This window comes from Arthrobacter sp. UNCCL28 (genome assembly GCF_900102805.1).
Taxonomy (GTDB): domain Bacteria; phylum Actinomycetota; class Actinomycetes; order Actinomycetales; family Micrococcaceae; genus Arthrobacter; species Arthrobacter nicotinovorans_A.
On the sequence record NZ_FMWE01000003.1, the window covers coordinates 246183 to 258872 of the forward strand.

General features: G+C 58.0%; 11 protein-coding genes. 4 read left to right on the forward strand and 7 right to left on the reverse strand.

The genetic code is table 11. The features are described from left to right. Positions 1-41 precede the first annotated feature (41 nt). Positions 42-659: a TetR/AcrR family transcriptional regulator gene (locus tag BLQ01_RS09715; protein ID WP_051420801.1), complete on the reverse strand. Its 618-nt coding sequence runs from the start codon at positions 657-659 to the stop codon at positions 42-44. A gap of 111 nt (positions 660-770) precedes the next feature. On the opposite strand from BLQ01_RS09715, the gene BLQ01_RS09720 reads away from it, so the two are divergent. Beyond that, entirely contained in the window at positions 771-1691 is a 921-nt protein-coding gene (locus BLQ01_RS09720) for a carbon-nitrogen hydrolase family protein (protein ID WP_051420755.1), read from the forward strand. Beyond that, positions 1681-3111 carry an APC family permease gene (locus BLQ01_RS09725; protein WP_081733261.1) on the forward strand — a complete coding sequence of 477 codons (1431 nt, stop codon included), beginning with the start codon at positions 1681-1683 and terminating at the stop codon, positions 3109-3111. The genes BLQ01_RS09720 and BLQ01_RS09725 overlap by 11 nt, the downstream gene beginning before the upstream one ends. A 105-nt stretch (positions 3112-3216) precedes the next feature. Here BLQ01_RS09725 and BLQ01_RS09730 read toward each other — a convergent pair whose 3' ends face one another. The 6 genes from BLQ01_RS09730 to BLQ01_RS09755 all read right to left on the reverse strand — a co-directional run bounded on the left by BLQ01_RS09730 (position 3217) and on the right by BLQ01_RS09755 (position 9838). After that, positions 3217-4959, reverse strand: a complete 1743-nt coding sequence (locus tag BLQ01_RS09730) for an ABC transporter substrate-binding protein (protein ID WP_091551450.1) — start codon at positions 4957-4959, stop codon at positions 3217-3219. A 93-nt stretch (positions 4960-5052) separates the two neighbouring features. Further along, the gene (locus tag BLQ01_RS09735) at positions 5053-5766 is read right to left on the reverse strand and encodes an SDR family NAD(P)-dependent oxidoreductase (RefSeq protein ID WP_091551452.1); all 714 of its coding nucleotides are present in this window, start codon (positions 5764-5766) and stop codon (positions 5053-5055) included. Further along, positions 5763-6605, reverse strand: a complete 843-nt coding sequence (locus tag BLQ01_RS09740; RefSeq protein ID WP_026540398.1) for a polysaccharide deacetylase family protein — start codon at positions 6603-6605, stop codon at positions 5763-5765. Before BLQ01_RS09740 ends, BLQ01_RS09735 begins: the two co-directional genes overlap by 4 nt. Beyond that, entirely contained in the window at positions 6595-7749 is a 1155-nt protein-coding gene (locus tag BLQ01_RS09745) for a C45 family autoproteolytic acyltransferase/hydrolase (RefSeq protein ID WP_202900151.1), read from the reverse strand. Before BLQ01_RS09745 ends, BLQ01_RS09740 begins: the two co-directional genes overlap by 11 nt. Positions 7750-7758: 9 nt before the next feature. Continuing rightward, complete coding sequence (locus BLQ01_RS09750; protein ID WP_081733263.1) at positions 7759-9063, reverse strand: MFS transporter; 1305 nt, start codon at positions 9061-9063, stop codon at positions 7759-7761. Between the two features lie 46 nt (positions 9064-9109). Then, entirely contained in the window at positions 9110-9838 is a 729-nt protein-coding gene (locus tag BLQ01_RS09755) for an SDR family NAD(P)-dependent oxidoreductase (protein ID WP_091551453.1), read from the reverse strand. 166 nt (positions 9839-10004) lie between these two features. Between BLQ01_RS09755 and BLQ01_RS09760 the strand changes: the two genes are divergently transcribed. Continuing rightward, positions 10005-11315 carry an MFS transporter gene (locus BLQ01_RS09760; protein WP_091551455.1) on the forward strand — a complete coding sequence of 437 codons (1311 nt, stop codon included), beginning with the start codon at positions 10005-10007 and terminating at the stop codon, positions 11313-11315. Between the two features lie 28 nt (positions 11316-11343). Then, positions 11344-12624 (forward strand): ArgE/DapE family deacylase, encoded by a 1281-nt coding sequence (locus BLQ01_RS09765; protein ID WP_091551457.1) that lies wholly within the window; start codon positions 11344-11346, stop codon positions 12622-12624. Positions 12625-12690: the final 66 nt, after the last annotated feature.

The following is a 12690-nucleotide window of genomic DNA, read 5'->3' on the forward strand; positions in this document are numbered from 1 at the left end:
CCATCGGACCAACGTGGCGCTGGCCATTGCAGCGCGGGAGTTCAGTTGAGCTGCAAGTCTTTTCCGGGTCTGGTCTTGACCATGTTCATCGCATAGCTGATCAGGAATTCGTATTCGTCGTCCGGCGTGAGGTCCCCGAGCAGGACATCCATGACGAGTCCGTCTTCCAGCGCTACGAAGCTACGTGCCAGGAATGCCGCTGGTGCTGACAAGGTGAAAGCGTCCGCCTGTGCCCCGCGATCCAGGATCCCTTGGTAGAGATTCGTTTGGCGTTCGACGAAGGCCATCTGCTGGCGTGCGGCCGCTTCATTGCGCAGGTACACAGGGATGAGTTCCACGAGGATGCGGCTGGCGGTTTCGCTTTCGCCCGGCCATGGGACCCCGGAATGGATGCAGGCCCTGAGCTGGTTTTCAGGTCCGCTTTCAGCCTGGATCCGGGCTTCCCTACGGTCGCAGTACTCCGTGACACCTTGATGGAAGACCTCACTGAAGAGTTCATCAACGTCGCGGTAGTAATACAGAACCGCAGCGGGGGTGACGCCCGCTTCGTTTGCAATGTCGGAGAGGCGTGCCGCCGATGATCCTCTATCCAGCAGGACTCGTGCGGCTGCTGCTACGAGTTGATCCCGGCGTTCTCTTTGATTCCGTGGTCTTGCCATGGTCACCATGCTTTCATACCGCTTCGACGTGAGCCTTGACACATCATAGTTCGTTAATTAATCTTTAATTAATATTTAGTTAATGAACTCTCCCTCTAGGAATCCCACGCCATGACTCGACTTCTCCCTCTGGCTCTTGTGCAATCGCCCGCAGAGACCTTGACTGATTTTGCAGCTGGTCTCGAGCGGAAGGTCAAAGCACATGCGGTCGCCGACCTCTTCGTCTACCCGGAGTTGCACTTGAATAGCGCAGATGCTCCTGGTCCTGCCGAGCGGCAGGCCTACATGGAGGCCTCTGCCGAACCTCTTGATGGCCCGCGCGGGAGCATTCTTGCCGAGCTCGCCGGCGATCTGGGTATCTGGCTGTTGCCTGGCAGTGTTCTTGAACGTGGCACTGATGGTCGCATCTACAACACCGCCGTTGTTTACTCACCGCAGGGAAAAGCCGTGGCTGCCTACCGGAAGATCTTTCCGTGGAAGCCTTACGAAACGGTTTCCTCGGGTACAGACTTCGTGGTCTTCGATATGGCCGGCTACGGCAGGGTGGGTTTGTCCATTTGCTACGACGCCTGGTTCCCCGAGCACAGCAGGCATTTGGCATGGATGGGCGCGGAGCTCATTCTCAATGTTGTTCAGACCCCCACCAATGACCGGGTGCAAGAAGTAGTAATCAGCCAAGCCAACGCAATCGTCAACCAGAACTTCGTTGCCAGCGTCAACGCGGCCGGCCCCCACGGGGTGGGGCGCAGCCTCCTGATCGACCCCGAGGGCCGCGTGCGGGTCTCGGCGACCGGACCTGAAGATGCGACCTTGGTGGATGTGATCGACCTGGACCAGGTGGTCAATGTTCGTCGGCATGGCACGGCGGGCGTGACCCGACCCTGGGACCAGTTCGCTGAAAACGACGAATCGATTCCCTTGCCGCTTTACTCGGGCCGGCTTGATCCCCTTCTCTGGCGCCAGACAAACTCCCCGACTATCATGACCGACCTCAGCACTGCCTTAGCCCAAGGAACCTCCCATGTCCGCTGAGCCCACCAAACTTGCCCCCAAGCTATCGCTGTTATCGGTAGTCGTGTTCGGGCTGGCCTACATGGCCCCGGGGATCGTCATTTCGATTTTCGGCGTTATCGCCGCCACCAGCGAGGGAACAGCGCCCACGGCGTTCGCACTAGCCGCCGTCGCCATGTTGCTGACGGCACTTAGCTACGCGAAGATGGCAAAGATTTTCCCGAACTCCGGTTCTGCGTACGTGTATGCGAGGAGGTTGCTCGATTCCCGCGTCGGATTTCTCGTGGGGTGGGCAATCCTCTTGGACTACCTCTTCCTTCCCACCGTGGCCTGGCTTTTCCAGTCCTTCTATCTGGCAGCGCAGTTTCCCAACATCCCGGTTTGGGCCTGGCTCGCGCTGAATGCAGGTCTGACGACGATCATCAACGTCACGGGAATCGTACTCACCGACCGCGTCAACAAAGTCCTGACGCTTCTGGTGGTCACTCTCATCGGCATCTTCATCGCATACTGTCTGGCCTACCTCGGCGGAAACCCGGCGGCGTCGTTCACGGATCCCTTCTGGAACAACGCCACCACGGTGGGCGGCGTCGCCGCTGCCGCCGCCATTGCTGCCTACTCCTTCCTGGGATTCGACGCCGTAAGCACGCTCAGCGAAGAGACCAAAAACGCTGAGCGGAACATCCCACGCGCGATCCTCCTGACTGTCATCGTCGGTGGAATACTCTTCGTTGTTGTCTCCTTGATCATGCAGCTGGTACACCCCGGTGGGGACTTTGAGGAAGCGGCAACTGCCGCGTACGCCATGCAGGTCCTGGTCGGGGGTCAGTTCTACGCCAACGTCACCAATATCCTGGGCATCATTGGCGGATTCGCATCCGGCCTTGCCATCCAAGCCAGCACCAGCCGCCTCCTCTATGTCATGGGCCGTGACGGAGTCCTGCCCCGCAGGCTCTTCGGGCGCCTCAATCGCCGAACCAAAACGCCCGTCTTCAATCTCGTCCTGGTCGGCGCAATGGCGATGCTGGCACTGAACATCTCCGTGGAAATCGCCACATCCTTTATCAACTTCGGAGCCTTCCTGGCATTCACAACGGTCAACCTTTGCGTTATCGCCTACTTCATCCGAAGCCGTAAGCAGGGCAAAAAGATGTCGGTCATCGGCTTCATAGTGTTACCCATCCTGGGTGCCGGCGTCGACATTTACCTCCTGACCCAGCTCAGTTCCATTGCCATCACCATCGGACTTTGCTGGATCGCCCTGGGCGTTATCTACCTCGCCTTCCTGACCAAGGGCTTCCGCAAGGAACCACCGGAGATGCGTCTCCACGAGCGAGAGAGCAACGCTGCTCAAAGTGTCGAGGACCTCCAAAATCCGGACAGCGGACACCAACCACCCATCAAGCACGGTGGCGGCCGAGTCCAGTCAACCGAAATCTGAACCCTCCGGGAACCACCAGGGCGGGCCTGTCCATCAGGCCCGCCCTTTGGCGGCATACACGACCTCGAAGGGCAGAACAGGCGCAATAGGAAGACGTTCTGACTCTTACGGCTTGTGGTCCGGCTCGAGTGCGACGAACTTGTGGCTTGCCAACGGTGGCGGTCCGATGAGTTTGCTTAGGCCTCCTTGAATCTGATGGACCAGGTGCATGTGCCCCAATGAGGCATCCAAGGTGTCATCAGGAAATGACAGTGCTCTTTGCCCCGCTCCGCCAAAGTAATACGGTCCTGCGGCTCCGCGGTACACAGTGTCCCTGAGCGCCGCTTTGACAACTTCAAAATCCCACGGAGCGTTCACTTGCGACCAGGCCGAAGCGAGAACGTTGACCATGTCAAAGTGCATTGCCGCCCCGCCGGATCCAGGATCCTGCGCGTAAGTGGCAGTGTAAAGCTTCCTGAACGGTGCACTGACCGGATCATCATAGGTTCCGATGACGGTGGACCATACCAACCCTTCTGCCAACCGTCCCAGACGGGCGGCAAAGTTCGGGACGGTCGGTGACCATGCCGTGTATACCAGCGGAGGACTTCCATGGGTCTTGAGTCCGCCGATAAAGGCCTCGAGATCGCGTTCTGGAAAAACGGAGATGTAGGCAGCCGCTGGACGTGCCAGTGAAACCTCGGCGGCCACCTTGGCGAGGTTGGGTTCACTGTCATCAACGGTAATCACCAACCCAACCTTCCATCCGCTGTTTTCAACCTCGCGCTGGAGGTCTTCGACGCTCGCCCGCGCCAGCGAACTTTGCCGCACCACCAAGGCCACGGACTTGCCCGGGGGCTCCCACTGTCCGGTGTCCACGAACATGCTAAGTGTTCGGGAAAAACCGGACAGATAGGCGATTTCTGTCGCGCAGACCTGGAAGGTGTTTCCCAGTATCGTCGAGTTTTCCATCACGTCGTGGCTCAGGGCCGGATTAACCATGCCGTGCAACAAGGGTGTACCGCTACGTGATGCGACGTGGAGCGCCGCGGACGCAGCGGGCAGCGGGAAGTTTCCCAGCGTGAATGCGTCCATATCGATGTCCTGCATATTTCCCACGACCCGGGCAAGACTCTCTGCTGAGGTCTCGATTGACACGTGTTCTACCGGGCGTCCGTTAACACCGCCGATCCGGTTCAGCCGGGCAACAGCAAGCTCAGAGCCGCGACGCATGCTTCCCACGTCATGCCGGCCTGCGATTCCCTCTGGAAAAATTGAGGCCAGACGAATAGGCCTCATGCTCGCCGCCCGCTGAAGGCTAGCCGGCCCTCGCCTCTCCGCCACCTGTGTGAGGAGAACCTGTCGAAGGTCTTCCGGTAACTCGATCCTGGTAGTGCACAGTGGAGCAACGTAAGCGTTGGCTGCCGCGATCAAGGCAGCTACAGCGGCCCTGGAGGCGACGTTGAGTTTCGTGAGGATGTGTTCGATGTGAGTAGCGACTGTTCGTCGGGCACAGTGAAACAGCTCCGCGATTTCGGGATTGGAAAGGCCGCCAGCTACGCAGGAGGCCACTTCGAGCTCTCTGACCGTTAATCCGAAGGGCGGAGGTGTGGACTCGGCCGTCAAAACCGTGGAAAGCCTATGGCCAACTGCAGTCTCAATTCGTATTCTCCGTACGTGTCGTCCATCGACGAATAAGAACGACACGTGGGAAACCTTGTTATTCAGAGCACGGACAGCATAGTCAACTAAGGAAGCTCTGGCAGCAAAAAATCCGGGGCTGGTGGTTTGAGTGTTGTCTACATCCCACACGATGATCTGATGATCCGTTTTCGCGGGCAGTGGAGCACAAGTGCGGCGATCCATCATCCAGTCCTGTCAGCGACCTAGGGTGACCTTTAGTTCGTCAATTTTACTCCCGACGTAAGGGCCCGAAAGGGCGTAACACTGCTTACAGAGTGTCTATTTCAGCCAGTTCGGAGCATTCTGCGACCCAAGACTGGTGCCGCCATCAACCACTAGTGTCTGACCTGTGACCCAGTGTGATTCCGCGCTAAGGAGCCACATAATCGCTGGTGTGATGTCCTGCGGGATCGCGACCCTTCCGTGAGGCGAAGCGGTGCTGAGCGCGGCGACGTAATCCCGCGGGACTGCGTTGAGGGGAGAACTACCGTCAACAAACCCGGGAGCGACAGCATTGACGCGGAAGCCCCTTGAACAATTCTCCAGTGCGACTCCACGGACTATTGCTTCCAGGGCGGCCTTGGAAGCTGCGTAGGCGGTGGTACCGGTCCTCGCCCGGGCCGCTGCGGTGCTACTAATGACAACTACCGAGCACTGCCGGGAGTCAGCCACAGTCAGCCGGGCCATGGTCGTTATCGCGATCAACGCCGAGCGTGCATTGACCACCATGAGTTCATCGAACTGATCCTCGCTCGTTTCGTCGGCCAGTATTGCCGGAAACATTCCGGCCGCGAAAACCAAGCCGTCGAACGGACCCGACTCCAGCCACTTGGTTTCAATCATTGGCCGCAAAGTTCCGTTGACCTTCAGATCTACTTCAGGCAGGTCCAAGCCAGTAAAAGAATGTTTGGAGGTTTCCATGGCTGCGGTTACGGAGTTCCCGAGACCTCCCTCTGAGCCGATGACAAGATATTTGCGCGAGAGATCTTTCATTTCGTTAGAAGCTCCCTGCGCTTCTCCCTGGACGCATTGAGGCAAGTCTCAAAGGCAACGCCCAAATCCAGGCACTGCTCAATGAACTGCTCCAAGGCCAGGAGGCGCCCGCCCCGGCCGATTACTTGCGGATGGAGCGTCACCACACATACTCCTCCGGTTTCCTCACGGACCATAAATTCCACATCGCGGAGGAAGGATCTGAACATGGCTTGCGGATCTGCAAGCCCGGGCATGACGAAGTCCTTGGTGCGTACAAACTCAAGGTGTGGATAATCGTCCAAGGTCCAGGAAACCGGCAGTTCCATGATTGAAGAGGGCGTTCCGAACTCGAAGGAAGCGTCGGGCGGGCAGTGGTCGCCGTAACGCGCAAAGTAGGGCTGGTAGTCCTGACCCATAAGGGAGGAGTCATATTCGATCCCCAGTTGTTCAAGGATTTTTACTGTGTGGTTCGTGAAGTCGAAACTTGGTGTGCGATGACCCTTGGGCGCCGAGCCAGTCAGCTTCGTAATAAGGGCGATGCTTCGTTCATTGATACTCCTTTCTTCACTTTCGGTCAGAAGCGAAACGTTTTCGTGGGCGTATCCGTGCAGGGAGATTTCGTGGCCGGCGTCGGCTATCCACTGGCTCTCTTGGGGATAGGTTTCCAAGGTGTGCCCAGGGATGAAGAACGTCGAGGTGATGCCGTTGCGCGAAAGCAGGCGAAGTATTCTGGGGATGGCGTAAGCACCAAACTCGCCCCGCGACACCGGGCCGGGCGAGGTCATGGACCTCGCAATCCACAATGAGATGGCATCGAAGTCGAAGGTCAGGCAAACGGTTCCCCTTTTAGTGGACATGTGCAGCCTCCAGAGGGTGGAACTCAAGGTTCGGCTGCTGGCCAGGGGTAAAGAGTGAGTGCAGATTCCATCTCGAGTAGGGGTTTTCACTTGGTGAACCTGGCGCAATCCATAAGTCCAGGGTGTTAAGGTCCATCACCACGGAATAGACGGTGGATACCTGTTCGTTCCCTGGGACTCCGGGGTCCGGGTAACGGCAGATTCCGTCAGGGTAGGAGTAGGTGTCTCTGAGGGCGCTGATCAGATCGGAGACTTCGACGGCGCGATCCTGGGCCTTGCCTTCCAGTAGTCGGCGCAACCGGGAGGACCTCAGAAGAGTCAGTGCGCTTGTACCAGCCTTCAAGTCTTTGAGGTTGAGCCCGCTTTCAAAATGATTCGCGTGGACAATCATTCCGTCTGCCGGCAGGAGATAACCGAAGTCGTCCGGAGCCAACTCGAAATCGATTGATTCCCCGTCGGCGTCAGCCAGGAGAATATTGCCTGAAGAGACCCGGCTGACCCCAAGAACCGCCTTGTGAGCCTTGCTCATGGTCCTGGCTTGCAGGACCCCGCGAAGCAAGTAGTGGTACGGCACACCATGGCCGCCTGCGTCCCGGTCAGATACAAGCAGGTTGGCGCAGACACCCAGCCCGGCGGAGTTCAACCCTGACTTGGCAAGCATGCCTGCTTCCGTTAGTGACAACACGGAGAAGCCGTTCGTGTCACGGGTCGCCAAAAGGAAGGTGGCAGGCCCTTGCTCAGGATGCCAGTCCCAATTCTGTCCGATCAGTGTGTGACCATTTGCGGTATGGGTCGATACGACGGAAACCGAAGTACATCCTTCTTCGGTATATCCGGATCCGTAGAGTATCTCGGTCCGCGCGTTCAAAGCCGCAAGTCGTCCTACGCGTTGACGCGAACCCTTGGCCATGCCCTCGAGCATGGCAGCAATGTCAGTGTTGTAGCTTCTCAAGATTTGCCAATACCGTTCGCCCCAACGGTCAATGTCGTTGTCCGTGAGCCCGGCATCGTCCTTGAAACGCTGGACGTATGTGTTCAGGCTTTGCTCTATGAGGTTGGCGGATTGTTGTCCCAGTTGCTCTCCCATGTCCAAGTAGGAGCCCTGAACAGCGACGAGAGCTGGCGTGTTGGTGATTGATTGCATGGGGTGGTCCTAACGAAGGGGAGTGCGGAAAGTTTCGGGCATCCGCAGGACAACGAGCAGGGTTACCAGAGCGGCGGCCATCGGAAGCAAAGCCACCATTTCGGGGAGGCCCGTTGCCGTCACGAGCCCTGTAGCGAAGAAGGCGGCCGTGCCACCGAAGAGCATGACGGAGAAGTTGTAGCCGATGCCCAGCGATGAATAGCGAACGCTGGTGGGAAAGAGCTCGGACAGGGCTGCGGGGCCCGGGCCTGAAAAAGCGGCCAGGATGACAGCCACCACGATCTGTGCGAGATACACCAGGAAGTCGTTTCCAGTGCCGAACATCAGGAGAATCGGATAACTCAGTACGACGAAACCGCCTGACCCGATGAGCAACAGGGGTTTGCGGCCAATTCGGTCGGACAAAGCACCGAAGCCGGCGATTGCAAGAACCATGACCGCGAGGCTCACCAGGTTGGAGGACTTGGCTACGTTCGGAGAGACCCCGGCGACGGTCGTGAGATACGTAGGTATGTAGGTGAGAAAGAAAAAGTAGGCGACAGTCCAACCGACCGTAAATCCAAATCCCTTTGCTATCGCCAGCTTTTGAGTAGCGAATGCAATCCGTAACGGCTTGTCTGCGGTTTGTCCCGCGTCCTTTTCAGCCTGGAACGAAGGGGTGTCGGCCAAGCCAAAACGGAGGAACACCGCCACGCCCGCCGTGAGTACACCAATCAGGAAAGGTACGCGCCAACCAAAATCGATCATCTCCTCCTGATCGAAGAACAGGGAATTCAGGGCGACGACCGCCGAAGCAAGGAGAAATCCGGCCGCCGTGGTTACTTGGTTGAAACTTCCAAATAAGCCGCGGCGGTGCGGGGGAGCGTACTCGACTAGCATAGCGGCGGAGCCCGCCCACTCACCCGCGACGGCGGCGCCTTGAATAAGGCGTACGGCAACCAGCAGTGCGGGAGCCCAGGCGCCTATGGAGTTGTAGGTGGGCAGGCAACCTATCAGTAAAGTTGCTGCACCCATCAACCCCACACTCACAATAAGGGCCTGTTTTCGGCCGACTTTGTCGCCAATATGGCCAAAAATCAGTGTTCCAGCGGGTCGGGCAAGGAAACCAACTGCAAAAACGGCGAAGGTTGCCAATATTCCTGTGATGCCTTCTGCTGTTGGAAAGAACAGCACTGCCAAAAGACTGGCCGAGTATGCGTACACGAGGTTGTCGTACTGTTCCAAAAGATTTCCGAAACTGCCGGCCAGAACTGCTCGGCGTTGGGCTACCCCGGAAGTCGGGGTTTGCAGCAAGTTGATTTGTTGCTTTGACATTATTTGTAACCTTTAGGCCTGGTGGTTAGGGCAAACGGTGGATGGGTTAGGACGCTGCCAGGTAACCCCCGTCCACCGGTAGCAATGCACCTGTCACGAACGAGGACTCGTTGCTTGCGAGAAACGCGACGGCGGCGGCGAGTTCCTGCACTTGACCTGCACGGTTCATGGGTGCCCCGGCGATGCGAAGACGGGCTTCGGAATCAGGGAGGTCCTCCAGGAGCGGTGTTCTGAAGACTCCGGGCATAACTGCGTTGACACGGATGCCCATGGTGGCCAGCTCAACGGCGGCCACCTTCGTCAGTCTGTGCAGCCCCGCCTTGCTCACTTGATATGCGACAGAAGCAGGCAGTTCACCAGTCATGGGAGGCACAGTCTCGCCGTAAATGGAACCCACATTTATGACCGTTCCGTTGGTTTGCTGAAGCTGGGAGGAGAACACTTTGATTCCCTTCCATGGAGCCCACAGATTGGTCCGGATGATCCGGTCCCACTTCTCGTCGGACGTTCGCAGCAAGTCCGTCCGAATACTGACGCCGGCGTTGTTGACCAGAACCGAAATAGGGCCGAAACGCCGCTCCACGCAGGAAGCGAAGTCCTCCCACGAAGAGGAGTCAGTCACGTCAAGTTCAAGGAACAGTCTGGAGTCCCTATCGCCTTCGTAGCGGATATCCCCACGGACAACGGTTGCACCTTGTCCAGCGAAGGTAGCGGCAATTGCTTCGCCCAGCCCACTGCCTGCACCGGTAACAACCACAACTTTTGCTTCTTGCATGACGAACTCTCCTGGATGATGACTGTGTGACACGGTCACCACATGCTAGAGATTTCGAAACGTCGCAACATCGGTCACATGACCGATGACTGAAAGGTCCTGGCCGCCCATAGTTGTCGTAGAAGTGACCTGCACCTCTTTTTACGACAAACAAGGAGACAACAACATGGCCAAGATCCCTGCGGATCGCACAACGGCGCAAAGGCGCGCCACTCTGGGGGCCTTCGTCGGAACCGCCATCGAGTGGTACGACTTCTACATTTTCGGCACTGCCGCAGCCTTGGTTTTCAGCAAAGTCTTCTACCCTCAGGCGGCGGAGGGTGCAGCTCTCATGGCGTCTTTTGCCACTTTCTGGGTGGGTTTCCTTGCCCGCCCGCTTGGCGGCATCATCTTTGGGCATTTCGGGGACAAGATCGGGCGGAAAAACACGCTCATCATCACTTTGATGCTGATGGGCATTGCTACCGCTATGATCGGCGTCCTTCCGGGCTACGCCAGCATAGGTATTGCCGCTCCTGTGCTGTTGATCTTGCTCCGCGCGCTGCAGGGGATAGCAGTTGGAGGTGAATGGGGCGGCGCAGTCCTCCTTGCCACAGAGAATGCATCCGAACAAAACAAGGGGCGGGCAGGGACATGGGTGCAACAGGGCTCACCGGCCGGCTCCATCCTGGCGACCTTGGCATTTCTGCTGGTCGGTCTTCTACCCAACGAGCAATTCCTGTCATGGGGGTGGCGGATACCGTTCCTGTTCTCTGCCGTTCTTGTGGTCGTAGGGCTGGTCATCAGGGCCAAAGTAGAGGAATCTGCGGCCTTTACCGAGGCGAAGGCACGCCGGAAGGTCGCTGAGGTCCCGGTCGTGACTGTGTTTCGTGTTGCACGCACGGCCGTGATGCTCGGAGTTTTGGCATCCATTTTGGGAATTTCATCGGCCTACTTCGGCAACACTTTCTTACTCGCCTGGACGACTGGGCAATTGAAGATGGACCGTCAAGTAATCCTCAATATCTTCCTTGCCACCGCAATCCTCCAGTTCATTTGGCAGCCTATGGCAGCGCGGATTGCCGAACGAATCGGTGTTCTCAAACTAATGCTCGGTGCTTTGGGCCTTGCTCTGTTGATGATTGTGCCCCTGTTCCTGGCGCTCTTGTCAGGCAACATCGTGTTCTTAGCCACCATGATGGTCCTGAATGTTTTCGGAGGGTCGGCCTATTATGCCCTGTTGGCCTCGACCTTAGCGGCGGCTTTCCCGATCCACGTACGCTACACCGGAGTTTCGGTCGCCTATCAACTGTGCGCAACGATCATTGGTGGCTCCACCCCATTGGTAGCCCAAGCATTGTTGGTGGGCACCGGGCCGTGGAGCGTAGCTGCCTTCTACGCGCTGCTCGTCATCGCCACGGCCACTGGCGTCGTGGCTCTGGAACGCTACAGGCTAAAAAGCCTGCCCGTCGACTCTCCCGCCATGATTGGCTCCTGAAAAACGCCGAGGTTCCTGAAAGGACTCCATGACAACGCCCCAGCAACAACACGCTATTCTTTCAGCTGTAGATGCAGCCTTCGATGAACAGTTGGCCTTCACTGTTTCCTTGGTCGAAACCCCTTCCTTAAGGGGTTCTGAGAAGGCGGCCCAGGACCTGATGGAGTCCCGCTACAGGACTTTGGGGCTGTCCATCGACCGGTGGACCCTCGACCCTGTGGAACTTGCCCTCCACCCGGCCGCGGGCGCAATCGACGTCGACTATTCCGGCAGTGAAGTCGTGGTCGGTACCTATACTCCGGACGTGGAGACCGGACGCAGCTTGATAGTGAACGGACACGTTGACGTCGTACCGACGGGCTTGCCCGAACTCTGGAGCCGCGGACCCTTCAACGCTGTGATAGCTGAGGGGTGGCTCTATGGCCGAGGAGCTGCGGACATGAAAGCAGGATTGGCAGCCGCCCCTTTCGCTTTGGCTGCCGTGCAGGCTGCCGGTCTTCGCCCTCTAGGCCGAGTTCATCTGCAGTCTGTACCTGAAGAAGAAAGCACTGGCAACGGCACTGTTTCAACTCTCCAGCACGGCTATCACGCAGATGCGGTTTTGATCCCGGAGCCAGTGGGCGGCGAGCTGGTCAGGGCACACGTCGGTGTCATATGGTTCAAAGTCCGCCTTGCCGGACAAGCCGCTCATGCAGCCGAGATGTCCGAAGGCTTCAATGCCGTGGATGCTGCCTACGCCCTCGTCTCGGACTTGCGAAGAGTCGAATCACAGTGGAACCAGACCTCGAAATCAGCCAAGTATTTTGAAGAACTGCAGCACCCTTTCAACTTCAACGTGGGTCTCATTAATGGCGGCGACTGGACTTCATCAGTGCCGGACTGGTGTGAGTTCAGTATGCGAATAGCCTTTCCCCCGGGACGTGCCGCCGATGACGCCTGGGCTGAAATACTTCAAGCAATCGAACAGGCGGCGCAGGAAAATCCAGTCCTCGGGGGCGTTAGGCCGAGCGTCACCAAGACGGGCTTTTACGCGGACGGTTACTCCTTGGAGCCCGGAAGCGAGGCAGAAGATTCCTTTGCCAGAGCCTTCGCCGCGGCCAGCGGCCGGCCATTGGGCACCGTTACCTCGGCTGCCTATCTCGACGCACGGGTCTATGGGTTGTTCGATAACACTCCATCGCTGGTGTTCGGACCCGAGTGTCAGCGTACACACGGTGCCGACGAATGTGTGTCTGTGGAATCGCTGCGCGAGGTCACCAGGGCGATGGCGCTGTTCATCGCTGACTGGTGCGGGGTAGAGCAACGATAGAGCCGTTCGTGCGCCCGCCGGATCATGGGCAAGTATGGGCTGGCGCAGTTGAGCGGTGGGCAGGAA

Excerpts from the sequence above, each read along its gene's own strand:
- BLQ01_RS09755 (WP_091551453.1), bottom strand. The coding sequence starts at position 9,838 with ATGCAAGAAGCAAAAGTTGTGGTTGTTACCGGTGCAGGCAGTGGGCTG.
- BLQ01_RS09760 (WP_091551455.1), top strand. The coding sequence starts at position 10,005 with ATGGCCAAGATCCCTGCGGATCGCACAACGGCGCAAAGGCGCGCCACT.
- BLQ01_RS09725 (WP_081733261.1), top strand. The coding sequence starts at position 1,681 with ATGTCCGCTGAGCCCACCAAACTTGCCCCCAAGCTATCGCTGTTATCG.
- BLQ01_RS09750 (WP_081733263.1), bottom strand. The coding sequence starts at position 9,063 with ATGTCAAAGCAACAAATCAACTTGCTGCAAACCCCGACTTCCGGGGTA.
- BLQ01_RS09745 (WP_202900151.1), bottom strand. The coding sequence starts at position 7,749 with ATGCAATCAATCACCAACACGCCAGCTCTCGTCGCTGTTCAGGGCTCC.
- BLQ01_RS09720 (WP_051420755.1), top strand. The coding sequence starts at position 771 with ATGACTCGACTTCTCCCTCTGGCTCTTGTGCAATCGCCCGCAGAGACC.
- BLQ01_RS09765 (WP_091551457.1), top strand. The coding sequence starts at position 11,344 with ATGACAACGCCCCAGCAACAACACGCTATTCTTTCAGCTGTAGATGCA.
- BLQ01_RS09715 (WP_051420801.1), bottom strand. The coding sequence starts at position 659 with ATGGCAAGACCACGGAATCAAAGAGAACGCCGGGATCAACTCGTAGCA.
- BLQ01_RS09735 (WP_091551452.1), bottom strand. The coding sequence starts at position 5,766 with ATGAAAGATCTCTCGCGCAAATATCTTGTCATCGGCTCAGAGGGAGGT.
- BLQ01_RS09740 (WP_026540398.1), bottom strand. The coding sequence starts at position 6,605 with ATGTCCACTAAAAGGGGAACCGTTTGCCTGACCTTCGACTTCGATGCC.
- BLQ01_RS09730 (WP_091551450.1), bottom strand. The coding sequence starts at position 4,959 with ATGATGGATCGCCGCACTTGTGCTCCACTGCCCGCGAAAACGGATCAT.